This is a genomic window from Pseudomonas marincola, assembly GCF_900116605.1.
GTDB classification, from domain to species: Bacteria; Pseudomonadota; Gammaproteobacteria; order Pseudomonadales; family Pseudomonadaceae; genus Aquipseudomonas; species Aquipseudomonas marincola.
Window position 1 is genome coordinate 1 of sequence record NZ_FPBC01000021.1, and the last position, 22609, is coordinate 22609.

The window sequence follows — 22609 nt, forward strand, 5'->3', positions numbered from 1 at the left end:
CGAAGCGCTGCTGCCGTGGAACTGCTCGCCAGCTTCTGCCTCTGCTTCCTGAAAACAAACCCGTCCGCCAGGACGGGGTTTATGGAGCGCTTACGTGTCATCGATGTTTGTTGCGATGGGCGAGGTCTATCACTCGAATTCATGCAGTGGCTATTCGCGACTGAATTCATGCTCGCTGTTGATTGCGAGCAAGAAAGCCCGCGCGCCGGGCAGCAGAGCAACTGGCGACGTTGCGATCAAATGCTTTTTGGGATCGGTTGCCGATTCGATTCCATGTCGAACCTACTCAAGTCTCAGGCAACCCTTCAAGCTCGTGATTTCTCGATGGATTTTTTTCAGTAAGTCTTCGGGTTTTAGTTCGGGTGTTTGCCTTTGATAAGCCAGGAACAGAAGCGTTAGGGGATGAATGCCAATGATCTCAGCAATCTGCTCAACCTTTTCAATCGATGGTTTCCATTTGCCGCGCTCGATCGCACTGATATAGCTCTGACTAGGCCCAAGCCCTTCCTGAGGCATATCCTTCGAAATACGTAGATTCCTGATCACCAAACCAAGCGCTTCATTCAGTTCCATTTGCTGTCTCGCAAAAGGAACGATGAAGCCTTTTTAGTGCTTCTGGAGCTATGCTATATACAGCTTAAAAGAGGGTGTGCTGATGTTTATTACGTACAAGCGCGCTGAAATCATGTATCCAGCGCTGTTTGGAGACGACTCCCAGATGTGGCGATTCGTCGAGCTCGATGATCATCGCCCTTGGTTTTACGTGATGATTAACCGCCGCCAGAAGGCAGCCGCATGGAGGACGATGCTCTTGATTCCAACGGAGGATGAGTTCGAGCAGATGCTAGTGAAACGCGCTGAAGGAACACTGATTGAGGCAGTTCAGGTGGTGTTGCCATCGCGGCTGAATGGATCCGGTAATTGGACGATGGAGATGCTCATAGAGCTCGTTAGGGTCTATGATCAGGACGAGCGAGTCATGGGTTACGACTTTAAGACGGCCTCGGGCCATACCTACTCTCAAAGAGACTGCCGCCACACCTTGGCTGCAGCAAAGCAACAAATTTACTGCTCTTCGATGCGTCTTGTTTGAAGGAGGGGTCGCTGACTGGAGCAAGCCTTGAAGGAGTGCTAAAGACGCCCACGTCAGCGCCATGGCATCAGTGGCGCGCATCGCGCACATGCAATTTGCTAGTTCGTCCAGAACGGATAGCTTGGATCGTCTGTCGCCGATCAGCACTGCCCCAAGTGCGGTCTTATCTGCGCCGCAAATGCTGCACAAAATGGCGTCCGCCATTAACTCGATCTGCCGACCGTACAACAGGCCATGCCGAAAGGTACGCATGGCGAGATAGGGCGGGATCCGGGCTCATTGTGGTCCGCCTGTGCCAGGCGTTGGCGACGCCTGACCGTACAGGCGGTTACCGGAGTGATGCTGGCGGGTCGCAGGCTCGCTGCAGCAAGCTGATTCACTGGACCCAAAGGAGCCTCTCAATGAAAATCACAGCGGCGGAACAGTTCGAATGCGTCAGTGACGTCCTTTGTGATGTTTGCGGCGATAGTACGCGTGTTGAAGGATATGGGTTGCAATTTGGGACCCTTCAGGGCAGTTGGGGATTCGGCTCGGTTCATGATGGTGAGCGTTATGAGGTCCATCTCTGCGAACCCTTTTTTTCAGAACAATGGCCGACCTGAAGAGCGCGCGGATGGTGAATACCATGTTCATCGACGTCGACGAAGACTTAGGCAATTTCGGACGGGTCGCTCGCGATGATTTTTTTCAATGACGGAGGCAGCTTGGCTTGATAGGTAACTCCAGCTGGACCAACATTTGCCGAGTCTCGGGTATGCAGGTGATGGCGGGGTGAAAAGCTTGGATTTAGCTGTTTATCGGCCCATTCCCGCTGTTCGCTATTCCTATTAACGCGGGTGCATATGGACCCCGTCTGCAATCCGTACTCCCCTGGCGCTGGTACGCCTCCACCTGAGCTGGCAGGTCGCGATCAACTGCGCGAGCGGGTCCGTCAGTCGATCGGGGGAATTCGCGTGGGCCGACCTGCCAAAAGCGTAATCCTGGTTGGGGTGCGGGGTGTCGGCAAAACAGTACTGTTGAACCAGATGCTGCGAGATGCCGAAGCCTCGGGCAATCTCGCCGTCTACGTTGAGTCATCCGAGTATCGCTCTCTGCCAGCGATACTCGCGCCACAGCTCCGTCTCGCCTTGCTGCGGCTGAGCTGTATCGTACCTGCCAAGAACGCAGCGATAACTGGACTGCGAGCCTTAGCCGGTTTTGCCAAGGCTTTGGAGCCGAAGTTCAGCGATCTCAAGGTCGGTATTGACTACGAAGCCGAGGCAGCTCTGGCGGGCAAAGGTGATCTCGAGGAGGAATTTACAACCCTGCTGACTAAACTCGGTGAAGCCGCCAAAGCAGCTCACACCGTCCTTGTTATTTTCGTGGATGAGCTGCAAAACGTAGCAGAAGAACAGCTCGCCGCGCTTATCGCAGCGCTGCATCGCGTCTCGCGATTGATCTTGCCGGTTGCCCTCGTCGGTGCAGGCCTCCCACAACTCCGACACCCTGCTGGACATGTGAAAAACCACGCGAAGCGCCTCTTCGACTACCTAGAGGTCGGTTCGCTGGAGCCACACCAGACGCGTCTGGCCTTTGTAAAACCAGCGGAGGCCGAGGGCGTGACTGTAGACTCAGAAGCGGCCGACATGGTTGCTCACCTCACACGCGGCTACCCTTATTTCATTCAAGAGTGGGGCAGTCATGTCTGGGACGCAGGGCAGAATAACCACATCACGCTTGCAGACGTCCAGAAGGCGTCCGGGCACGTTATTGCTGCTCTGGACGAAGGTTTTTTTAGGGTAAGACTCGACCGAATGACCGTGGCAGAACACATTTATTTGCGCGCCATGGCTTCGCTTGGGGAGGGGCCTCATCGTTCGGGCGACATTGCGGCATCCCTGGGCCGTACAAGCCGATCTCTCACCTCAATTCGCAACTCCCTGATTAGCAAAGGGATGATCTGGTCGCCGCCCCACAACGGCGCCGCTTTTACCGCGCCGCTGTTCGATCTGTACATGTGCCGGATCATGCCCGGTGACAGCTGGCGGTCTAGCCTTCCAAGGGCTGACGGCATTTTTTGTCCACCTGAAGAGGGCTCAGATGCTTAGAAGCGAATGCACTCATCTTGCTACGGCTACGATGGTTTGTTCACATCAAGGCTGCTGTCACATCGACTCGAATTTGCACGTACGCTGTGGAGTGCTGAGCGGCTAAGTCGAGGCTTCACTGTGTGCGTCAAAAATGGGATCGACTTACCTGTGATCGGGGCGTAGGGTCGCTCATGGATATCTTTTCTACGGGCAGCATCGACATCAGGCTGGCAGGAGCAGAGAACAGAGCATGAGCGAACTCAGTGATGATGAAATAGACCGACTAGAGGCAATGATTCCTAAGCTGGCCGCCGTCGCCACTAATGCTGCGTATCTGCGTGCGGTTGCCGCAGGGCATTCACTGATAATGGCGAAGGATGGCGTGCTCGTACAAATTCATCCTGACGGTTCGGAAAAAAAGCTTCGCGACTTGTGCAGCAAGCACAGGGTCGAGTCTGGTAAGACTTTCAGTGTGGGTATTTGAAGCGCACCTGCCGACCAGGCGTATTCATAAGGCGAGCGCAGGCCACAGCGACTGGTAAGCACTTGACTATCTTGCCCCTGCGACGGAGCCTTCGCTGTCTAGCGCAGGGCCGCCAGCTGTTTGCTTAACTACCCGAGTAGACGAAGCATGCTGAGATGCTGGCTGCTTGGGCGTCGCCATGCGGTCATGTATTGGTTACACCCGGAGTTGCGAGTGCCCAGCTGGGGTTGCGCATCAATTCCGCTACCGTGCAATGGACTCATAACCAGGAGCTCCACCTCTCAATAGGACACGCGTGCGCGGCATTTTCCGACGCGGTGCGTCGACCGCTAGTCAGGCTGGTTGGTTGGGCCTGATGGGGCGGGCAGGGGTTGAAGCAACATCGAGGCGCGGCTGCTCAGCAGCACTCCGGCTTGGAAGTAGCCCATAACGGTTTCGACACTGCGATGTTCAGTCATGGCCATCACTTCACCCAATGGGGCCCCCTGGCGACCCGCTTCCGTTACAAAGCCCGAGCGTAAGCTGTGCGCGGCCCAGTCGCCGTCGAGGCCAGCCAATTTGGCGCGGCGCTGAACGATCCGTGCTACCTGATCAGACGATAGTCCGAACGGGCTGACTTTGCCGCCCTTGTAGAGGCGCCGAAAAAGCGGACCGGTATCGGCGGGCGCGGCGATGAGCCAAGCCGTCAACGCGTGTGCAGCGCGACCCAGCAGAGGTTTTTCGCGACGGGATCCCGTGGTGTCTGTTTTGGTGACGCCCAGCGTATAGAGCCAAGTGTCTTCATCCAGTTTGCGCACATCGTCGACCTGCAGGCCGGTCACCTCGGATCGACGACGCCCGCCGCCACTCCACGCCATCAGGAGGAGGGCGCTATCACGAGTACCGCGAATGCCATCCGTACAGGTCGCCAACATGGCCTCCAGAGCCTCCACCACAGCTGCCGTCTTTTTGCGGACAACTACCCCCTGGCGCGCCTGGGCTTTTCGCGCATCTCGCAGCAGCGTTTTCACTGCCAGTGCTTCAGTTGGGCTTTCCCAGTTGTTGAAGCGATGCCACCTGCCCAGTGCCGAAAGCCGATGACATACCGTGTTGTAGCTCAGAGGTCCCGGCTTTGCCTTCACACGTGCCGCGACTAACGCGGCATCGATGGTCGGCGGTAGCAGATAGGTCCATGCACCATTTGCCAGTGGGCGCGCCAGGTGATCCACCACGAACTGAATGACTACAGTCGACTGTACAGGCGCATCGCCCATCGCAACGCCGTAGCGCAGGTGCAGCCAAGCCGACCAGTAGGCGAGGGCGCTGCGATAGCTCCGTACCGTGTTTTCGGCGGTGCCGCTGGCAACAAAGCCTGCGGCCGCCTCCTGAGCCTTCAACGCCAATCTACTGGGGTCTAGGGTGGGCTCGTCGATCAACGGCATCTGATCAGTAATATATGATACGTCCAACGTATTATATTTCCACTATCCAATAAATAAGGTCGGATAATCTTTAATTATCCAAGGTGAGGCGATTTTTTCGTCGTTTGGCAGTCGCTCACCAGTACATCAAGGGGATGTGCGTCGATGAGCCACGAGATCGAGCGGTACCTGCAGGCCGGTACCCGCCCCAACACCCGGCGCAGCTACCGGCAAGCGCTCGAGCACTTCGAGGTCGCCTGGGGCGGCTTTCTGCCGGCGACCAGCGATGCCATCGTGCGTTACTTGGTCGATCACGCCGCCACGTTGTCCAGCAACACCCTCAAGCTGCGCCTGGCGGCCTTGGCGCAGTGGCATGTCAGCCAGGGCTTCCCGGATCCGACCAAGACCCCGCTGGTTCGTCAGATCCTCAAGGGCATTCGTACCTTGCACCCGAAGCCGGAGAAGCAGGCCGAACCGCTGCAGCTGCGCGAACTGGAGCAGTGCGTGGCGTGGCTGGAGCGGGCGGGCGAGAAAGCACTGGACGAGGGCGACCTGCCGCAGCTGTTGCGCTGCTGGCGTAATCGCGCATTGCTGCTGATCGGCTTCTGGCGCGCCTTTCGCAGCGACGAACTGTGCCGCCTGCAGGTCGAGCACATCCAGGTACGGCCGGGGGAGGGCATGCAGCTGTTCCTGCCGTGGAGCAAGGGCGACCGTGACAACCAGGGACAGACCTACAGTGCGCCGGCGCTGGCCCGCCTCTGCCCGGTGCAGGCCTACAACGACTGGATCTGTGTCGCCGGCATCGCCCGCGGTCCGGTGTTCCGCGGCATTGACCGCTGGGGTCACCTGCGCGAGCAGGGCCTGCACCCGCACAGCGTCATCCCGCTGCTGCGGGCGGTACTGAAAGCGGCCGGATTGCCCGCCGAGTTGTATAGCAGCCACTCCCTACGCCGTGGCTTTGCCACCTGGGCCACGCGCAGTGGCTGGGACCAGAAGGCGTTGATGGGCTATGTCGGTTGGCGCGATGCCAAGTCGGTACTGCTCTATGTGGACAGCACCGGCTTTTTCCCCGGGCAACTGCGGCCGATGGTGCCAGGCCTGGAGGCGGAGGCTTTGTCGAGTTTGCCTCGTCCAATTGCACTGCCGGGCAGTTGACCGCCTCAAGCCATTCAGCACTTCCGGTGATGGCTGCTTTGTTTCCGCGGAGCAATTACACCCAATGCTGGGCTTTGGCCTTGATGTGGCTGGTGTTATTGATACGTATCGAAAGGGCGACGGTAAACCATGAGAGTTCGCCATCAGATGATTGCTCAATTACAGACAGGAATGTTCAGCTTGCGTCGGCATAACATGATGCCACCAGCGACATAGACTCCAGTCATCTGTCAGTCCACCTGACACCGCCAGTCATGAGAGGTTAGAGCAGGCCAATAGTGCTCTGCTGCAAAGAGGATTATCTAAAGTTCGATGCTAGTGTGGCTGTAATCAGTCTCATCGCTGGACATAATTCAGAAGCAATTTTTTTCGCTTTCGGTGTTGCCACAATACCCCTGCCCGAACGAGTAAAGAGCGGATCATTAAATTTGTCACGTAGCTTGACCAGCGAATTGCTTACGGCTGGCTGTGTTACGCCAAGACTCTTGGCTGCTAACGTTATACTTTGTTCCTTGTAAATACACATAAAAACCACCAATAAATTGAGATCGATGGATGCAAATGTGTCCTCGCGAATAGTCATGGCAGAGCTCTCAAATCCCCTTTACAGCATCGCTTTCAATGTTTTCACCAGCATTTCGATGGTGTATTCGCAGCGTTTGAAAAAAATGGATCGGGCCGAGCTTTTGGCAAGTAATCAATCCTGTGCGATGCAGCGTGCGCAAGTGATCGGACACGGTCGATTGGGCCAACTTGCACTTGCGCTCAATCTGGCCGGCACACACACCGAGCAGGAATGCATGTTCCTGCTGCGGAAAGTGTTTCTCTGGGTCACGGAGCCACTCAAGGATCAACCGGCGCTGGGGGCTGGCTAACGCTTTAAGAAGTAGATCCACTTCCGTAAGTTTACTGCGGGAGTTCACCATCAAGGTCGCTCAGGCGATGTTCAATACAGGCTTCAGCCACTGAATGAAATCTTCCACTTCTTCATTGGTGATTTCGTGGCCCATGTCGTACAGGTATGTTTCATGATGCACGTTCAGTTGGTGCAACCAGGCATCCGCTTTTTGTGCCCAAGACACGGGGAGCTTGTTATCACCATAGCCATGAGCAATAAACGCCGATAGCGAACTCAATGCTTGAGCGCTGGCAATGTGTGGTGCCAGCTCAGGGAGAATTCTGCCGCTGAACAAGCCAAAGCCTAGCACGCAATGAGGGGCGCTAAGCCCGACGCTTGCACTGAGAATACCGCCCTGGCTAAAGCCAGCTATCACTGTAGGCATTTGTGGTAAGGCAGTTACAAGCTCCACTAGTTTCTGGCGGCTGGTTTCCGCTTGCTCTTCAACGATCACCGGGCCTTCGTTGGTGAAATTTACCTGAAACCAGGCAAAGCCCTCAGCTGCGATTTGCAGGCGGCTGCGTACCAGCAATATTTCAATTCCTTCTGGGATAAAGCCGGAAAGGCCTGCCAGATTGGTTTCATTACCGCCTACACCATGCAATAGCAGGAGACGTGCACGAGGGGCAGCAGCACGGATTACCCGACGATAGACAAGGCCGGATTGCGGTTCTTGCTGCAGTTCTGAAATGGCTAGTGGCAGGTTCATGCTTGAGTAATCTCCTGAGTGGCGGTTGGGCTTTTGAACAGGTAGCTGTCCATAGCCAGTACGCCGTCGGCGACACCGCCCTCTAGCACATCCACGGCGTAGTGCTCGCCTGCGGCACCGAGCGCCAGAAATAGCGGCAACAAATGTTCTTCACTGGGGTGCGCACGCTCGGCCTCCGGGGCATTGCGGCGGTAGGCGAGCAGCGCTGGCAGGTCACCGGCTTGCAGGGCGTCACGGATCCAGTCGGAAAAACGCGCTACGTACTCAGCCGGGTCGCCGTAGTTGCTACGGAACTCATAAAGGTTATGGGTCAGACTGCCGGAGCCAATGATCAGCACGCCCTGATCGCGCAGCGGCTTGAGTGCCTGGCCAAGCTGCCAGGCACCCAATGGATTGAGCGGGTGGGGCATGGACACTTGGACCACCGGGATATCCGCAGTGGGCAATAGGTGCAGCAACGGCACCCAGGCGCCGTGGTCCAGGCCTCGATTCGATTCGGTAGTTGCGGCAATCCCATTGCGGGAAAGCAGGTTGCAGATTTGCTCGGCCAATGCAGGATTGCCGGTTGCAGGGTATTGCAGGCGATACAGTGCTTGCGGAAAGCCTCCGAAGTCGTGAATGGTTTCCGGCGCCTTGCTGCTGCCTACACGCACGCTCCCACGGGTCATCCAGTGAGGAGAGACGATTACGATGGCGCTAGGCCGTGGCAGCGCTCGGCCTAGCTCAGCCAGGCGTGCCCCGGCCTGGCCGGGTTCGATGGCAAAGGTTGGTGCTCCGTGGGACACGAACAACACTGGATAGGCCAGACTCATGGTTGAAATCCTGCTTAGATATTGGGGCCGCAGCAGCAAGAGGTGGACTGATCGGCGTTGCAAAGCGTGTGCGCCGCTCACTGACCTGCCTACCCACAGCGCACTGATTGGCTGGGGATGGCTCAAAGTTTATAGATTCGATTTTGGAGATAAACTCAGATATTGGTGAATAACTATCTCGAAAACCGGGATAATTGGCGGTCACTTGTCGACTCTTCAGGCCGCTGCCAGCCGGAGCGCTGAGCTACACATCAAGGTGCCAATATTGCCCCCTGCGCCTGGCCAGAACGCAGGTTGGTGAGTAGATCCCTGGTCGGCGGGCTCTAGTATTTGGGGGCTCCCTGGCTTTGTTACAGATCAGTCCGCGCTCATCGCTATGGCTGCTGAGTGGCACCCTGAGTTAATGGGGCTGGCGTTGATCAACCCCGCGCCAAGGTCGCGCAGTAGCTGTCCGTTCTGCCGTTAGCTGTGGCCATACAGCTTCAATAACTCGTCGACCAGGTAACGAATTTTGGGCCGCAGATGATTGCTCTTCGACCATAGTGCGTGGACCTCGACAGGCGCCGGTTCAAAGGGCTCGAGTACCGTAACAACAACCTGCTGGGCGATGTCCTTTTCAAATAGACAGAGCGGCATCTGGCAAATACCGAGGCCGGCTCGCGTGGCTTCAATCATCGCTTCGGCATCGTCAAACTGATAGGTCGGTGGTGGCGAGAACTTCAAGGATTGCCCGGCCTGGGCCATTTTCCAGGGCATTAGGCTGCCGCGGCGATAGCCGACGATGCTGCGGTGCTGGCCCATGTCCTCGAGCGTCAACGGCGTACCATATTCTTCCAGATAACCCGGCGCTGCACAGGTTACCCAGCGGTGTGACGTCAGGCGTCTGGCCACCAGGCCGGGGACGTTGTCGACGCTGCCAAAACGAATGGCCAGGTCGATACCTTCTTCCGTCAGGTCCACCAGTTGGTCGCTAAAGGTCAAGGTCAGTTGCAACTGCGGGAAGCGTTTGCTCATCTCCAGTAGCACCGGCAGTACCACCTGTTTACCGAACGCGACCGGCATGTCCACCCGCAAGCGCCCTGTGGGCACGCCTAACTTGTTGCCGAGGTTGCTCTCGGTGGCCTTGATCTCCTCCAGCGCATTGGACCACACGGTGAAGTAGGCCTCGCCATCCGGAGACAGGGACAAGCGGCGGGTCGAGCGATAAAACAGGCTGGTACCCACCCGTGCCTCCAGCCGTGCAATCGCCTTACCTACGGCCGACTTGGACAGCCCCAGGCGCTCGGCTGCCTCTGTGAAGGTCGCAGAGCGGGCGGTGGCGAGAAAAATATGGATGCCGCTGAAGGAATCTTCGGAGGTCATTGCCGTTTTCCTAGGCGCAAGAGTTGGTAGCAAATTACGCTACCTATCTGTGATTTCAAGGTTGTTTATCAGCTTGCTGCTCTACCTTAGCATGGCTGCTGACTCAGCAACCCTCTGCATCTATCGCATGGGGTTGGTCATTTACTTCTGTGAGGACGCCCCATGAAAGACGAAGTCATCAGCATTTTTACCCTAAGCCTGGCTCCGGAAGACTTCCCTGAATTTAAAACGCTGGTTGCCAAGATTGTCGCCGCTACGAGCGAAGAGCCTGGCACCTTGATGTACGAATACAGCGTCAACGAGGCTCGCACTGAGGTGCACATTATCGAGCGTTACCGTGCCGATGCTGTCGTTAACCATATTGAAGAAACCTTCGCGCCGTTCGGCGAAAAGTTTCTCGAGCTGGTGAAAATCACCAGCCTGCTAGTTTATGGCAACCCAGACGCGCCGACGCGCAAGCACCTGGATGCCTTTGGCGCGGTGTACATGAATCCGTTTGATGGGTTTACCCGGACCTGACACCGCCAGTCAGTAGCCGGCGGACAAGACCGCTGACTATTCAGCAACCGATCTAACCTGCCGGGTACTACCTGGCGCTAGAGGGTCAATACGCATGCACATCAATCTTGCCGGCAAGACCGCTTTGGTTACTGCCTCCACAGGCGGCATCGGCTTCGCCATTGCCCATGGCCTGGCGCTCACCGGCGCTATCGTGATCATCAACGGGCGGAGTGACAGCTCGGTCGAAAAAGCCCTGGCACGTTTGAGCGAAGCGGTACCGCAGGCCACCTTCAGCGGAGTCGCGGCTGATCTGGGCAATGCCGACGGCGTTGGCGTTCTTACAGCTGCGCTTCCCACCATCGACATTCTGGTCAACAACGCCGGCATCTATGGTTTGGCCGATTTCTTCGAGGCCGATGACGACTGCTGGGAAGACTATTGGCAAACTAACGTAATGTCCGGTGTTCGCCTGAGCCGCGCGTTGGTTCCAGCCATGGTCCAACGAGGTTGGGGTAGGGTGGTGTTTATCTCCTCGGAGTCAGCCCGAAATATCCCGGCCGATATGGTTCATTACGGCGTAACCAAGACGGCGCAACTGGCGTTGTCGCGTGGCTTGGCCAAACGTGTGGCCGGCAGCGGCGTAACCGTTAACAGCGTGCTGCCAGGCCCGACACTGTCTGATGGCTTGGCTGAGCTGCTCAAAGGAGAGTCTGCCCGCTCCGGCAAATCCTTGGAGGCCGTCGCTGCCGAATTCGTCATGACCCACCGTCCCACCTCGTTGATTCAACGTGCGGCCACGGTCGATGAGGTCGCCAATATGGTCGTCTATATCTGCTCCACCCAGGCGTCAGCCACCAGCGGCGCTGCGCTGCGGGTCGATGGCGGCGTGGTGGACGATATCCTCTGAACCCTTGACTACCTGGCACGTGTGTTCCGCACGGGTGACCTGAAGGTCACCGGCGCGCACGCTGTCAGTGAGTGAGCAGATCTCCAATCGATTCCGCTGCCAGTTGATACGAACGGCAACGCGCCGTCGGGTCGTAGATGCGCGCATCAATCATCAGTTCGTCTACGCCGGTGGTAGCACTAAACAACCACCGACTGAAGTCGGTGGGTTAGTGAATTACGGATTGAAAGTCCGGATACGCGTCGGCTGAACGACGCGTCGCATTAGTCCGGCTCCATCTTGAAATTATCGTTCGGGCTCGGCTCTGGCATCAAGTGACCCTCCACGATCCGGCACTCACGCTGCCTCGCCAACTCATGTAGCACCTCCCCCCAGGTGCTTGCGGATCGCTCCGAAGATCGCCTTCTTACGCCTCTTCGGGATGAATACAACGTGGTACTTACAGTCCCACTTCGTGTGAGCAAGGCTTTGGTAATCTCTCATTGGGTACCCCTATCTCTTGGTCGAGATAGAAGGTTCCTGATGACCGCATCACACGGTCAACCTCAAGGAGTCCCTCGGCTAAGCCGGGGGATTACCTTGTTTATTTAAGACTTGAAAGCCAAGCGGATAGATCGTCCAACTGCCTCGATATCCCATGCCCACTCGACCCTTTCATGTGCTGCGTACGCCGGACCGGGGCATGACACCAAGGCTGAAAAGCTTTCTGGATTTTACCCTTGCCAAGTTTGGCGAGAACCCGGCAAAGGCAACCTGGCCGAAAGCAGCGAGCGGTTAGTTACGTGCTGAACGTTTCAAGGCGAAGGCTCCGTCATCCAGCAGCGCCAAGGCCAGTGCAGTGAATGCCAGAAAGACCGGGTATTCCCAGCCACCATTGGCGTTGGTGAAGCTCCAGCCATTACCGAAGTGCACGCTTGCTGCCACCAGCAGTTGCACGGTGGCTAGGGCCGCTACCCAGCGAGCGAGTACACCAAGGATCAGGAACAGGCCGCCGACCACTTCAAAGGCAATGACCGGATAGGCAAGAAAGCCGGAGAAGCCAACGGACTCAAAGAAACCTGCTGTGCCGGCCGGGGTGAACACCAGCAGCTTGGTCAGGCCATGAGCGAGAAACATCACGCCAAGGATTAGGCGTAGTACCAGGGCGGCATAGGGGAGGGTGCGGCTAGCGGCGGTCATGGGTGTTTTCCAATACGGGGAGTGTGGGTTGCCCGGGGCCACAGCTGTTTCGGCCGTGGCGCCAGGCATTGGGTAAGTGGGAATTAACGATTGAGCCAGACCGGCGCGATCTGCGTGCCGAGCCCTGCGCCATAGCCGAGGTAGATGTTCAACCCGGCCAACGCTTCCAGATAACGCGCGTTTACCAAACCGCCGGCATCCACGGTTTTCCAACCCAGGCTTTGCGCAAGAGCAACGGCGGTTTGTTTGGCTCGTGCGCTATCGCTGGCCAGGAACACGCTGCCTTGCTGCTCGTTGGCAAATGTGGGACCGCTGGCCAGCACTTGGGCGAACAGGGTGTTGAAGCCCTTGACCAGCTCCACACCTGGCAGCGCCTTGGCGATTTCCTCCGCTGCACTGGTGCTGTGGCCGATGGTCAGACCCATGTAGTCGGCTGTCAGCGGGTTGGTGATGTCGATGACCACTTTGCCTTCGAGACTGCCCAGACTTTTCAGCGCGGTTAAGGCGTCCTGGTAAGCAGTGGCGACGATCACCACTTCGTTCTGGCCAAGGGCCTGATCAGCGGCGAATGCTTCGACGTTTTGATGCTGCGCGGCGAGGGCGTGCGCCTTGTCCAGATCACGGCCGGTGATACGAACATGGTGTCCAAACTGGGACAACTGTTGAGCGAAAGCCGAGCCCATGTTGCCGGTACCGATAAGGGTAATGTTCATGTCTTTTGCCTCGTGCTGTGTGTGATGGGATCCAGTTTAAAGATTCGATTTACGAGATAAACATGATTTAATGTGACTTATAGTTCCGATAAGTGAGGCAATAATGGATCGCGCGTTGGAGATGCAGGTGTTTTGCGCCGTGGTCGACAAGGGCAGCTTTGTCGGTGCCGTCGATGCGCTGGAAATGTCCAAGGCCGCCGTTTCCAGGCATGTAAATGCGCTGGAGGAACGCCTGGGCGTACGCCTGCTGCAACGCACCACGCGACGCTTATCACTGACCGAAGAAGGACGGGTTTTCTACCAGCAAGCGCGGGAAGTGCTGGCGTTGATGGGGGAGGCGGAAAGCGCTGTTTCTTCGGGCAACCATGAGCCTGCCGGCGTGCTGCGGGTCAATGCGCCGGTGAGTTTTGGTGTGTTGCACCTGGCGCCGCTGTGGACTGCCTTTTTGGAGCAAAACCCGAAGATTGAGCTGGATATCAGCCTGAACGATCGCCAGGTCGATTTGGTGGAGGAGGGGTATGACGTCGCGGTGCGCATCGCCCGGTTGGAAAGCTCTTCACTGGTGGGGCGCCGGTTTGCCAGCACGCGGATGCGCCTGTGTGCAGCCCCGAGCTACATCAAAAGCCATGCACCAGTAGAAGTGCCGCAAGACCTGGCCGAGCACCGGGTGATTGCCTATAGCAACTTTTCCAGTGGGAACGAATGGAGTTTTACCGGGCCCGATGGCGAGCATAAGGTCAACACGCGTTCGGTCATTCGCTGCAATAACGGTGATACATGCCGATCTATTGCGTTGACTGCTGGCGGCATTTTGCTGCAGCCAAGCTTTATGGTAAGTGAGGATCTTCGGCGGGGTGATCTGGTGGAGTTGCTACCGGAGTATCGCTCGGTAGAACTGGGTATTTATGCCGTCTACCCAACCCGCAAACACCTGGCATCCAAGGTGCGGGCATTTATCAATTTTCTGGTCGAACAGTTTGAGCAGGTCGACTGGGAGTCCGGCTACCCAGCACAAAAGAGCCAAGCCCGGGCTGCAAAGAAGATGTAACACTCCTTGCAGCCCACTGGCCATTAACGCCGAATGACCTTAGGTCTTCTTCGGATCGTCGCCGAACAGCTTGCCTGCACCGGCCCAATCCGATGGCGCCACGTCTTCAAAAATGACGTAGATGTAATTGGCATCGGTACCGGTGTTTTTCACGATGCTCTGGGTGATTTCTGCAGCGACAGCTTCCTTCGCGGCGTGGTCTTTTCCTTCGAACCAGCTGACTCGTACAACGGGCATGGAGTGATCCTCTATTCAGGTTGGGTTTAGCGCGATTAGGGCTAACCATGCGGTCAGTCCGGGCTCAGCCAATCAATGCAGCAGAGCAGTCGAGAGAGAATAGGAGAGATACAGAAGGCGATAAACACGCTGTAAATCGCCTATATGTAGAAATTATTTCTCCAATCAGCCCGCCATTTACCGGCGCACCGGCGATCAACAGTTGCTAAGTACCGCTAGGGGCTGTTGCCATTTCACATGGGTAGCCATAGGAAGGCACAGGCCATGGCCACCACGCTCTCGTAATTTCTCTTGAGCTTGTCGAATCGAGATGCCACCGCCCGGTAATGCTTCAGCCGGGCAAAGGCGTTTTCCACCAGGTGCCGATTGCGGTAAAGACCTCTGTCCAGATCCGCGTTGCCTTTCACGGAGTTACGCTTTCTCGGGATCACGGCCTTGGCCCCTTGTAGCTCAACCTGCTCCCGGATTCTCTCGCTGTCATAGCCCTTATCCGCGACGATGGTTTCTGCCGCCGGGAGCTTGGAAATCAACGCGGGTGCCTGAGTGCAGTCATTGATTTGGCCACCTGTGATTTCAAACTCGATGGGCAAGCCGTGGGCGTCCACCGCCAGGTGAATCTTGCTGGTATTGCCAGCTCGACTTTTCCCTATAGCCTCATCGTTGCCGCTGGCAGCGCCTGCACTGTGCTGTGCGACCTACTGTGGCGTAGTTGGAATTCCAGTTTCGTGCAGCTACCCCGCAGTTCATCTGGGGGTAGGTTGACGGGAAGCTCGCAGGCTGAGGCTTTCGGGACCACACCAGTGGAACACGCACTCATGTCGAACAACTACCTTGAAGCCAGGATGTGGCGCTATTGAGTCTCGGCGCGACTGGAGCCCAACTGGTGTCAGAGCAGGTGCCGTGTCACCGCTGCGCTTCGCGGATCATGTTACGGGCGATAACCACCTGCTGAATCTGTGTGGTGCCTTCGTAGATACGGAACAGCCGCACGTCACGGTAGAAGCGCTCAATGGCGTACTCGCTGACGTAGCCGGCGCCACCGTGGATCTGCACGCAGCGGTCGGCGACACGACCGCACATCTCGGTGGAGAACATCTTCGCGCAGGAGGCTTCGGTACTGACGTTCTTGCCCTCGTCGCGCTTGCGCGCGGCATCCAGCACCATGCAGCGGGCCGCGTAGATTTCGGCTTTGCTATCAGCCAGCATCGCCTGGATCAGTTGGAACTCCGCGATGGGCTGGCCGAACTGTTTGCGGTCCAGCGCATAGTGCAGGGCATCGTCCAGCATGCGTTCGGCTGCGCCGACACTCAGTGCAGCGATATGCAGGCGGCCCTTATCCAGCACCTTCATCGCGGTCTTGAAACCAACGCCTTCGACGCCGCCTATCAACTGGCTGGCGGGCACTCGCGCATTTTCAAAGATCACGTCGCAGGTATGGGCGCCTTTGTGGCCCATCTTGTGGTCCGTCTTGCCCAGCGACACGCCGGGTGTGCCGCGCTCAACGATAAAGGCGCTGATACCGGAGGCGCCTTTGATTTCCGGGTTGGTACGGGCCATCACCGTGTAAATGCCCGCGTGTGGCGCGTTGGTGATGTAACGTTTGGTACCGTTGAGGATGTAGCTGTCAGCGTCACGCACAGCATTGGTTTTCAACGAGCCCGCATCGGAGCCGGCATCTGGCTCGGTCAGGCAGAACGAGCTGAGCAGCTCGCCGCTTGCCAGTTGCGGCAGGTACTGGTTGCGCTGCTCCTCTGTACCGTCAAGCAAAATGCCGATTGAGCCAATGCCGTTGTTGGTGCCGATGTAGGAACGGAAAGCCGGTGAGGTGCGACCCAACTCGAAGGCGATGTTTACCTCTTCCTCCATAGTCACGCCCAGGCCGCCATAGGCTTCCGGAATCGTTAACCCGAACAGGCCCATCTCGCGCATCTGATCGACGATGTCCTTAGGGATCGCATCCGTTTCAGCCACCTCGTTTTCCCGAGGAATCAGTACCTCACCGACGAACTGGCGAAGAGAATCCAGCAGAATCTGCAGGGTTTCGGTATCACGGATCATGTGCGCTCCTCTGGGCCCGGAAGTGGGCCGATGTAGTACGGTGCACCGTCACCCTGAAGGGTTACCGAGCGGCGGCGCCGATGTTGTTAACCATGTTGATCAGGCGAGGCCCGATATCGTCAGTGAGCTTGTCCCGTGGAAGCTGGAAGCTCGGTCCACCGCAGTTGAAGGTCAGTAACCCGAACTGCGGGTGTAACAGCGGCACGGCGACTGAGTTGACGTCGCGGTGCCACTCGCCGATCGATAGGCAAAAGCCGTAATCGGTGTAATCGCGAAACGCGCGATCCAGGCCCTTGCGGATCACCGGCCACTGTGCTGCTTCGCGTTGGCGCATGTGGTCGAGGAGAAACTCTCGCTCGCTCTCTGGCATCGCCGCCAGGCATGCGCGTCCCGCCGAGCTTTGCGCCAGTGGCAAGTAGCTGCCGATCTGCCGCCGCATCGTGGTATTGCCTTGGCCCTGAACGACGTCCAGGTAAACCATCTGCAGGCGATCCCGGGCCGCCATTGCCACTGCGGCTTGAGCGTGATTGGCCAGCTCTTCCATCAGCGGGTGCGCCACCGAGCGAATCGACAGATTCGACAGCATGGCGTAGCCGAACCCCAGCACACCGACATCCAGCTGGTACTTGCCCGAGTGCACCTCACGCTTGAGGCAGCCAAGGCGCATCAGGGTGTTGGTCAAGCGCGTCACGGTCGGCTTGGGTAGCCCGGTCATCCGCGCCAGTTCCTGATTGCCCAGCACGTTGTCGCGCGGGGTAAAGCACCGCATCAGCTCCAGCCCACGTGCCAGCGCAGTCACGAACTGGCCGCTGGTTTCGTCCTCACTCGACGCACTGGCCGGGTCGAGCATGCCCATCTTCAGTAAAGCGATTTCATCCGCTCCAGTGCTGCTCTCAGCCTTCTGCTGATCCGCTTTGTTGCGTGCCATGGTAGAACCTCATTTTTGGAAATTGCAAGCAAATAAAAGTACGTTTCGTCAGGCGAAATTATATTTGAGCCGAGATGAAATGCAAAACGCTCATTTTTAGATAGATAATATATTGATTAATAAAGAAATAATAAAATAGTTCAGATTTCTGATTTACATGAATTCGCGACCCTACCTATGATATCTCGTAAATACGAAATGCAATTTCGTATAGCGAAACGTGTTTAGAGGTGGGTATGAGTCACGAACCTGAATCTGTAGTGAACCTGGAAATTCGAGAAGACGGCGTTGCCGTCGTACGCATCGACCGGCCAGAAGCCAAGAACGCGCTCAATAGCGCGGTGCGTGAACAACTCGCCGAGCACTTTCGGGCACTGGCTCGCAATGGGCAGGTGCGGGCGATTGTACTTACCGGCGGTGACACCTGTTTTGTGGCCGGAGCCGATATCCGCGAGTTTGCCCAAGCGCGCCCGATTGAAATGTACCTGCGCCATACCGAGCTGCTGTGGGAAGCCATCTCCCGCTGCCCCAAGCCGGTCATCGCTGCAGTGAATGGTTTCGCCCTTGGCGGCGGCTGTGAGCTGGCCATGCACTGCGACATCATCGTCGCCGGCGAGTCGGCGCGCTTTGGCCAGCCAGAAGTCAAACTCGGCCTGATGCCGGGCGCCGGCGGTACTCAGCGTCTGATCCGCGCGGTCGGCAAGTTCCAGGCAATGCGCATTGCCCTTACCGGGTGCTTGGTCTCGGCCCAGCAAGCCTTGGCCATGGGCATGCTGAGTGAAGTGGTGGGCGACGAGCAGACCATTGTCCGTGCACTAGAGCTGGCCACTGAAATCGCCGCCTTGCCGCCGCTAGCCGTCGCGCAGATCAAAGAAGTGATGCTGGCCGGTGCTGACCTGCCGCTGGAGAGCGCGCTGGTGTTGGAGCGCAAGGCCTTCCAATTGCTATTCGATTCGAGCGACCAGAAAGAGGGCGCTCAAGCCTTCCTGGAAAAACGCAAAGCGATCTTCTCAGGAGAATGAGCGATGACACGTGAAATTAACCGGATGGCGGTTGTTGGCGCCGGAGTCATGGGTACAGGTATTGCTCAGATCGCCGCTCAGGCGGGCATTCGCGTCACGCTGTTTGATAGTCGCGAAGGCGCTGCGCAGGGCGCCCGCGAAAGCTTGAAAGGCACGTTGGACAAGCTGGTCGACAAAGGCAAGATTGCCAACGCCGATGCGCTGGCCACGCTCTCCCGCGTGCAAGTGGCGAGCGCCCTTACGGAACTGAGCGACGTCGACCTGGTAGTGGAAGCCATTATCGAGCGCCTCGACGCCAAGCAGGGCTTGCTCGCCGAGTTGGAAGCCGTGGTTGCCGATGACTGCATTCTGGCTACCAACACCTCATCGCTCTCCGTCACCAGCATTGCTCGCAATTGCCGACTTCCCCAACGCATCGCTGGCTTTCATTTTTTTAACCCTGTGCCGCTGATGAAAGTGGTGGAAGTCATCGATGGTCTGGCGACTGACCCGCAGGTAGGCGACAGCCTCCGAGCCCTGGCTGCCCGCATGGGGCATAGGGGTATTCGGGCGAAGGACACACCAGGGTTCATCATCAATCACGCCGGCCGTGCATATAGCACTGAGGCTTTGCAAATTCTCAAGGAAGGCGTAGCCGAACCCGCCGAGGTAGACCGTATCCTGCGCGAGGGTCTGGGTTTTCGCATGGGGCCCTTGGAGCTGTTTGATCTGACGGCTCTTGATGTTTCCCATCCAGTCATTGAGTCGATCTACAACCAGTTCTACCAGGAACCGCGGTATCGGCCTGCAGCGCTAACACGCCAGATGCTGGATGCCGGCTACGTCGGGCGCAAGGTCGGGCGTGGGTTTTACCGATACGCCGACGGCCAGATGATCGATCCACCCGCCGCACAGGCAGTACCTGCGCTGGAAGCATTTCCGCCGGTTTGGCTTGGCACTGAAAACCCCGAGGATCGTGCACGTTTCACCGAGCTTCTTCAGCAGGTGGGCGCGCGGGTCGAAGAGGGCACGGTCCCAAGCAGCGAGGCCCTGTGTTTGCTGGCACCTTACGGTCTGGATGCCACCGGCGCCGTCGGCCTGTTTGGCACCGATCCTGAGCGCACGGTGTGCATCGACCCGCTGCTGGATATCGCCCGCTACCGCACGCTGATGCTAAATCCCGCTACCCATGCCGACATGCGCGATGCCGCCCATGCGCTGTTGGGCCGCGATGGCGTGGGCGTCAGTGTGATCAATGACAGTGTCGGCTTTGTGGCCCAAAGGGTACTGGCCATGATCGTCAACCTGGCGGGCGATATCGTTCAGCAGCGTATCGCCAGTGTCGATGACCTGGATGAAGGCGTGCGCCGTGGTCTTGGTTATCCGCAAGGTCCGCTGGCCTGGGGCGATAGTGTCGGGCCCAAGCGTTTGCTCACCACTCTTGAACGCATGACCGAACTGACGGGCGATCCCCGTTATCGGCCGGGTCCCTGGCTGCGGCGACGGGCCGCCTTGGGCCTTTCATTGCGTCACAACGAACCACTCCCGACTGAACCTCAACGCTAGGATTTTCCCATGCTCGACGCCTACATCTTCGCGGGACTGCGCACGCCATTTGGCCGCCACGGCGGCGCACTCGCTTCGGTACGCCCAGACGACCTCGCCGCCCATGTGATCCACGAATTGCTCGCTCGCCACGCCATCCCTGGCGAAGCCATCGAGGACGTGATTCTGGGCAATACCAACCAGGCAGGGGAGGACAGCCGCAACATCGCGCGTCACGCCGCACTGCTTGCAGGCTTGCCCGTGACCGTACCTGGGCAGACAGTTAACCGCCTGTGCGCCAGTGGTCTGGCGGCGGTGATCGATGCCGCCCGCGCAGTGACCTGTAACGAAGGCGAACTGTTTGTCGCCGGCGGGGTGGAGAGTATGTCCCGTGCACCCTTTGTCATGGCTAAAGCAGAAGCGGCCTATAGCCGCGAACTGACGGTGTTCGACAGTACCATTGGCGCCCGTTTTCCCAACCCGAAGATCGTCGCCGAGTTTGGCAACGACAGCATGCCGCAAACGGGCGATAACGTGGCTCAGGAGTACGGCATCTCCCGTGCTGAGGCCGACGTCTTTGCTGCCGGCTCTCAGGCCCGTTATGAAGCCGCACGTAGCGCAGGTTTCTTTCAGGAAGAACTGCTCGCGGTCAGCGTGCCCACCGGGCGCAAGACGCCACCCAATGTGGTGGAGCAGGACGAGCACCCGCGCCCGCAATCGGACCTGATCGCTTTGGCTCGCCTGAATCCTCTCTCCGAAGGTGGTGTGGTTACCGCCGGCAACGCATCAGGCGTCAACGATGGCGCGGCGGCATTGCTGATTGGCTCGGCCGCGGCGGGCGAACGGCACGGCTTGGTTCCGATGGCGCGCATTCTGTCGGCCGCCGCCGTGGGTGTGGCCCCGCGCATTATGGGCGTCGGCCCGGTGGAGGCTATTCATAAGGCATTGGCTCGCGCGCAGCTCAGCCTGGCGGATATGGACATTATCGAGATCAACGAAGCGTTCGCCAGCCAGGTGCTGGGCTGCCTGAAAGGTCTGGGTGTTGCGTTCAACGACCCGCGGGTAAACCCACACGGTGGCGCCATCGCCGTCGGCCACCCATTAGGTGCATCCGGTGCGCGCCTGGCCCTGAGCACCGCTCGCGCGCTGCAACAGAGCGGCAAACGCTACGCTGTGGTGAGCCTATGCATCGGCGTGGGCCAAGGCCTCGCCATGGTGATGGAGCGTGTGTAAGTGCGCGCAAGCAAAGGTGAAATGAAATGGGTGCTTTGACTGGGTATCGCGTGCTCGACTTGAGCCGCATTCTGGCTGGTCCCTGGTGCGGCCAAACTCTGGCCGATCTGGGTGCCGAAGTGATCAAAATCGAACGGCCGGGCGCGGGTGATGACACCCGTGGCTGGGGGCCGCCATGGATGAAGGGGCAGAACGCCGAGTCCACCGGCGAGGCTTCTTATTACCAGTCCACCAATCGCGGCAAGTTGTCGGTGGCGCTAAACATCGCCAGCCCCGAGGGGCAGGAAATGGTGCGGGCCCTGGCTACCAGTTGCGACGTACTGATCGAGAACTACAAGGCCGGTTCCTTGGCCAAGTACGGGCTGGATTACGCTAGCCTCGCTGCGCTCAATCCACGCCTGGTGTATTGCTCGGTGACGGGTTTCGGCCAGACCGGGCCGCGCGCCGCAGAACCGGGTTACGACTTCATCATTCAGGGTATGGGTGGAATGATGAGCATCACCGGCGAGCGCGACGATCTGCCCGGTGGCGGCCCGCAAAAGGTAGGCGTTGCCTTCGCGGACCTGATGACCGGCCTGTACTCGACGGTGGCTATCCAAGCTGCGCTGCTCAGCCGAGAAAAGACCGGGCTTGGTCAACATATCGATATGGCGTTGCTGGATGTTCAGGTCGCCACACTGTGCAACCAGAGCCAGAACTATCTGGCTTCCGGCAAGCCGCCCGGGCGTTATGGCAACGCCCACGCCAACATTGTGCCGTACCAGGTGTTTCGCGCCAGTGATCGCGACTTCATCATTGCCTGCGGCAACGACTCACAGTTCGTCGCACTGTGCGACGCCATCGGCCTGCCAGAGCTGCCGAAAGATCCGCGTTTCGCGCGCAACGCCGACCGAGTCAGCAACCGCGAGGAGATCGTTGCCATCCTGTCGCGTCACTTTCTCGGAGGGCTCGCCGATGAGTGGGTAGGGCGCATTCACCCGCAGGGCGTACCGGTAGGGGCCATCAACAGCATTGCCCAGGCGCTGGACGAACCACAGATACTGGCGCGCAACATGCTGGTCAACATTCCCCATCCCTTGAAAGCCGACTTCGTCACGGTCGGCAGTCCGATCAAGTTGTCTCGCACACCGGTCGAGTACCTGCGCCCCGCGCCGATGCTGGGTGAGCATACCGATGAGGTGCTCAAGCGCCAGTTGGGTCTCGATGATGAGCGCCTGGCCGAGTTGAAGGCACAAGGCATCATCGAACAGCTTGGTGAACGCTGAACCTGCCATGCC

At 58.2% G+C, this 22609-nt stretch carries 24 protein-coding genes and 3 pseudogenes; 13 read left to right on the forward strand and 14 right to left on the reverse strand.

Annotated features, from left to right (window positions below):
- On the forward strand, window positions 1–342 hold a 342-nt coding region (locus BM395_RS23480), incomplete at its 5' end, for a hypothetical protein (RefSeq protein ID WP_212633040.1).
- On the opposite strand, the gene BM395_RS21915 is transcribed toward BM395_RS23480, so the two are convergent.
- On the reverse strand, window positions 283–573 hold the full coding sequence (locus tag BM395_RS21915; protein WP_023628984.1) for a helix-turn-helix domain-containing protein: 291 nt from the start codon (window positions 571–573) through the stop codon (window positions 283–285). The genes BM395_RS23480 and BM395_RS21915 overlap by 60 nt on opposite strands.
- An 82-nt stretch (window positions 574–655) precedes the next feature.
- On the opposite strand from BM395_RS21915, the gene BM395_RS23425 reads away from it, so the two are divergent.
- The 4 genes from BM395_RS23425 to BM395_RS21935 all read left to right on the forward strand — a co-directional run bounded on the left by BM395_RS23425 (window position 656) and on the right by BM395_RS21935 (window position 3646).
- The gene (locus tag BM395_RS23425) at window positions 656–1093 is read left to right on the forward strand and encodes a hypothetical protein (protein WP_023628983.1); all 438 of its coding nucleotides are present in this window, start codon (window positions 656–658) and stop codon (window positions 1091–1093) included.
- A 401-nt stretch (window positions 1094–1494) separates the two neighbouring features.
- Complete coding sequence (locus tag BM395_RS21925) at window positions 1495–1695, forward strand: hypothetical protein (protein WP_370694611.1); 201 nt, start codon at window positions 1495–1497, stop codon at window positions 1693–1695.
- 240 nt (window positions 1696–1935) lie between these two features.
- Window positions 1936–3180, forward strand: coding sequence for an ATP-binding protein (locus BM395_RS21930; protein WP_023628980.1), 1245 nt, complete (start codon window positions 1936–1938; stop codon window positions 3178–3180).
- Window positions 3181–3412: 232 nt separating this feature from the next.
- Window positions 3413–3646 carry a hypothetical protein gene (locus BM395_RS21935; protein WP_023048074.1) on the forward strand — a complete coding sequence of 78 codons (234 nt, stop codon included), beginning with the start codon at window positions 3413–3415 and terminating at the stop codon, window positions 3644–3646.
- 329 nt (window positions 3647–3975) lie between these two features.
- On the opposite strand, the gene BM395_RS21940 is transcribed toward BM395_RS21935, so the two are convergent.
- Window positions 3976–5094 carry a site-specific integrase gene (locus BM395_RS21940; RefSeq protein WP_028688847.1) on the reverse strand — a complete coding sequence of 373 codons (1119 nt, stop codon included), beginning with the start codon at window positions 5092–5094 and terminating at the stop codon, window positions 3976–3978.
- A gap of 117 nt (window positions 5095–5211) precedes the next feature.
- Here BM395_RS21940 and BM395_RS21945 point away from each other — a divergent pair, with 117 nt between their 5' ends.
- Window positions 5212–6201, forward strand: coding sequence for a site-specific integrase (locus BM395_RS21945; protein ID WP_023628979.1), 990 nt, complete (start codon window positions 5212–5214; stop codon window positions 6199–6201).
- A 298-nt stretch (window positions 6202–6499) separates the two neighbouring features.
- Here the strand turns inward: BM395_RS21945 and BM395_RS21950 are convergent, their stop codons facing one another.
- The 5 genes from BM395_RS21950 to BM395_RS21970 form a co-directional block, all read right to left on the reverse strand.
- On the reverse strand, window positions 6500–6784 hold the full coding sequence (locus BM395_RS21950) for a LysR family transcriptional regulator (RefSeq protein ID WP_071576115.1): 285 nt from the start codon (window positions 6782–6784) through the stop codon (window positions 6500–6502).
- Window positions 6785–6794: 10 nt separating this feature from the next.
- A complete protein-coding gene (locus BM395_RS21955; RefSeq protein ID WP_223194054.1) occupies window positions 6795–7127 on the reverse strand; it encodes an ArsR/SmtB family transcription factor in 333 nt (110 codons plus the stop codon).
- 9 nt (window positions 7128–7136) lie between these two features.
- Window positions 7137–7808, reverse strand: coding sequence for an alpha/beta hydrolase (locus BM395_RS21960; protein ID WP_023048077.1), 672 nt, complete (start codon window positions 7806–7808; stop codon window positions 7137–7139).
- Complete coding sequence (locus tag BM395_RS21965) at window positions 7805–8620, reverse strand: DODA-type extradiol aromatic ring-opening family dioxygenase (protein ID WP_023048078.1); 816 nt, start codon at window positions 8618–8620, stop codon at window positions 7805–7807. Before BM395_RS21965 ends, BM395_RS21960 begins: the two co-directional genes overlap by 4 nt.
- 462 nt (window positions 8621–9082) lie before the next feature.
- Window positions 9083–9982, reverse strand: a complete 900-nt coding sequence (locus BM395_RS21970) for a LysR family transcriptional regulator (RefSeq protein WP_023048079.1) — start codon at window positions 9980–9982, stop codon at window positions 9083–9085.
- Between the two features lie 162 nt (window positions 9983–10144).
- Here BM395_RS21970 and BM395_RS21975 point away from each other — a divergent pair, with 162 nt between their 5' ends.
- Together BM395_RS21975 and BM395_RS21980 are read left to right on the forward strand one after the other, a co-directional pair.
- Window positions 10145–10501 (forward strand): putative quinol monooxygenase, encoded by a 357-nt coding sequence (locus BM395_RS21975; RefSeq protein WP_023048080.1) that lies wholly within the window; start codon window positions 10145–10147, stop codon window positions 10499–10501.
- A gap of 94 nt (window positions 10502–10595) precedes the next feature.
- Complete coding sequence (locus BM395_RS21980) at window positions 10596–11390, forward strand: SDR family NAD(P)-dependent oxidoreductase (protein WP_023628975.1); 795 nt, start codon at window positions 10596–10598, stop codon at window positions 11388–11390.
- A 308-nt stretch (window positions 11391–11698) separates the two neighbouring features.
- Here BM395_RS21980 and BM395_RS21985 read toward each other — a convergent pair.
- The 3 genes and pseudogenes from BM395_RS21985 to BM395_RS21995 form a co-directional block, all read right to left on the reverse strand.
- Window positions 11699–11873, reverse strand: a pseudogene (locus BM395_RS21985) (transposase); the annotation flags it as partial.
- Window positions 11874–12164: 291 nt separating this feature from the next.
- A complete protein-coding gene (locus BM395_RS21990) occupies window positions 12165–12569 on the reverse strand; it encodes a DoxX family protein (RefSeq protein WP_023048084.1) in 405 nt (134 codons plus the stop codon).
- A gap of 83 nt (window positions 12570–12652) precedes the next feature.
- Window positions 12653–13297 (reverse strand): annotated as a pseudogene (locus tag BM395_RS21995) (NADPH-dependent F420 reductase); the annotation flags it as partial.
- Window positions 13298–13385: 88 nt separating this feature from the next.
- Here BM395_RS21995 and BM395_RS22000 point away from each other — a divergent pair.
- Complete coding sequence (locus BM395_RS22000; protein ID WP_023048086.1) at window positions 13386–14330, forward strand: LysR family transcriptional regulator; 945 nt, start codon at window positions 13386–13388, stop codon at window positions 14328–14330.
- 39 nt (window positions 14331–14369) lie between these two features.
- Here BM395_RS22000 and BM395_RS22005 read toward each other — a convergent pair whose 3' ends face one another.
- The 4 genes and pseudogenes from BM395_RS22005 to BM395_RS22020 all read right to left on the reverse strand — a co-directional run bounded on the left by BM395_RS22005 (window position 14370) and on the right by BM395_RS22020 (window position 17553).
- Window positions 14370–14567: a tautomerase family protein gene (locus BM395_RS22005; protein WP_023048087.1), complete on the reverse strand. Its 198-nt coding sequence runs from the start codon at window positions 14565–14567 to the stop codon at window positions 14370–14372.
- A 233-nt stretch (window positions 14568–14800) separates the two neighbouring features.
- Window positions 14801–15256: pseudogene (locus tag BM395_RS22010) on the reverse strand (IS5 family transposase); the annotation flags it as partial.
- Between the two features lie 214 nt (window positions 15257–15470).
- A complete protein-coding gene (locus BM395_RS22015) occupies window positions 15471–16625 on the reverse strand; it encodes an acyl-CoA dehydrogenase family protein (RefSeq protein ID WP_023048089.1) in 1155 nt (384 codons plus the stop codon).
- Between the two features lie 61 nt (window positions 16626–16686).
- The gene (locus BM395_RS22020; protein WP_023048090.1) at window positions 16687–17553 is read right to left on the reverse strand and encodes an IclR family transcriptional regulator; all 867 of its coding nucleotides are present in this window, start codon (window positions 17551–17553) and stop codon (window positions 16687–16689) included.
- Window positions 17554–17789: 236 nt separating this feature from the next.
- On the opposite strand from BM395_RS22020, the gene BM395_RS22025 reads away from it, so the two are divergent.
- The 4 genes from BM395_RS22025 to BM395_RS22040 are packed head-to-tail and all read left to right on the forward strand — an operon-like array spanning window position 17790 to window position 22597.
- Window positions 17790–18575 (forward strand): enoyl-CoA hydratase, encoded by a 786-nt coding sequence (locus BM395_RS22025; RefSeq protein WP_023628973.1) that lies wholly within the window; start codon window positions 17790–17792, stop codon window positions 18573–18575.
- Between the two features lie 3 nt (window positions 18576–18578).
- On the forward strand, window positions 18579–20120 hold the full coding sequence (locus BM395_RS22030; RefSeq protein WP_023048092.1) for a 3-hydroxyacyl-CoA dehydrogenase: 1542 nt from the start codon (window positions 18579–18581) through the stop codon (window positions 20118–20120).
- 9 nt (window positions 20121–20129) lie between these two features.
- A complete protein-coding gene (locus BM395_RS22035) occupies window positions 20130–21332 on the forward strand; it encodes a 3-oxoadipyl-CoA thiolase (protein WP_023048093.1) in 1203 nt (400 codons plus the stop codon).
- Between the two features lie 26 nt (window positions 21333–21358).
- Window positions 21359–22597, forward strand: a complete 1239-nt coding sequence (locus BM395_RS22040; protein ID WP_023048094.1) for a CaiB/BaiF CoA transferase family protein — start codon at window positions 21359–21361, stop codon at window positions 22595–22597.
- Window positions 22598–22609 lie beyond the last annotated feature (12 nt).

Bases quoted from the DNA above. Each gene is read 5' to 3' on its own strand.
- BM395_RS21965 (WP_023048078.1), bottom strand. From the start codon at position 8,620: ATGAGTCTGGCCTATCCAGTGTTGTTCGTGTCCCACGGAGCACCAACC.
- BM395_RS21955 (WP_223194054.1), bottom strand. From the start codon at position 7,127: ATGGTGAACTCCCGCAGTAAACTTACGGAAGTGGATCTACTTCTTAAA.
- BM395_RS22005 (WP_023048087.1), bottom strand. From the start codon at position 14,567: ATGCCCGTTGTACGAGTCAGCTGGTTCGAAGGAAAAGACCACGCCGCG.
- BM395_RS22035 (WP_023048093.1), top strand. From the start codon at position 20,130: ATGCTCGACGCCTACATCTTCGCGGGACTGCGCACGCCATTTGGCCGC.
- BM395_RS21970 (WP_023048079.1), bottom strand. From the start codon at position 9,982: ATGACCTCCGAAGATTCCTTCAGCGGCATCCATATTTTTCTCGCCACC.
- BM395_RS21915 (WP_023628984.1), bottom strand. From the start codon at position 573: ATGGAACTGAATGAAGCGCTTGGTTTGGTGATCAGGAATCTACGTATT.
- BM395_RS21990 (WP_023048084.1), bottom strand. From the start codon at position 12,569: ATGACCGCCGCTAGCCGCACCCTCCCCTATGCCGCCCTGGTACTACGC.
- BM395_RS21980 (WP_023628975.1), top strand. From the start codon at position 10,596: ATGCACATCAATCTTGCCGGCAAGACCGCTTTGGTTACTGCCTCCACA.
- BM395_RS21930 (WP_023628980.1), top strand. From the start codon at position 1,936: ATGGACCCCGTCTGCAATCCGTACTCCCCTGGCGCTGGTACGCCTCCA.
- BM395_RS21945 (WP_023628979.1), top strand. From the start codon at position 5,212: ATGAGCCACGAGATCGAGCGGTACCTGCAGGCCGGTACCCGCCCCAAC.
- BM395_RS22020 (WP_023048090.1), bottom strand. From the start codon at position 17,553: ATGGCACGCAACAAAGCGGATCAGCAGAAGGCTGAGAGCAGCACTGGA.
- BM395_RS22040 (WP_023048094.1), top strand. From the start codon at position 21,359: ATGGGTGCTTTGACTGGGTATCGCGTGCTCGACTTGAGCCGCATTCTG.
- BM395_RS21975 (WP_023048080.1), top strand. From the start codon at position 10,145: ATGAAAGACGAAGTCATCAGCATTTTTACCCTAAGCCTGGCTCCGGAA.
- BM395_RS22015 (WP_023048089.1), bottom strand. From the start codon at position 16,625: ATGATCCGTGATACCGAAACCCTGCAGATTCTGCTGGATTCTCTTCGC.
- BM395_RS22000 (WP_023048086.1), top strand. From the start codon at position 13,386: ATGGATCGCGCGTTGGAGATGCAGGTGTTTTGCGCCGTGGTCGACAAG.
- BM395_RS21960 (WP_023048077.1), bottom strand. From the start codon at position 7,808: ATGAACCTGCCACTAGCCATTTCAGAACTGCAGCAAGAACCGCAATCC.
- BM395_RS22025 (WP_023628973.1), top strand. From the start codon at position 17,790: ATGAGTCACGAACCTGAATCTGTAGTGAACCTGGAAATTCGAGAAGAC.
- BM395_RS21950 (WP_071576115.1), bottom strand. From the start codon at position 6,784: ATGACTATTCGCGAGGACACATTTGCATCCATCGATCTCAATTTATTG.
- BM395_RS21925 (WP_370694611.1), top strand. From the start codon at position 1,495: ATGAAAATCACAGCGGCGGAACAGTTCGAATGCGTCAGTGACGTCCTT.
- BM395_RS21935 (WP_023048074.1), top strand. From the start codon at position 3,413: ATGAGCGAACTCAGTGATGATGAAATAGACCGACTAGAGGCAATGATT.
- BM395_RS23425 (WP_023628983.1), top strand. From the start codon at position 656: ATGTTTATTACGTACAAGCGCGCTGAAATCATGTATCCAGCGCTGTTT.
- BM395_RS22030 (WP_023048092.1), top strand. From the start codon at position 18,579: ATGACACGTGAAATTAACCGGATGGCGGTTGTTGGCGCCGGAGTCATG.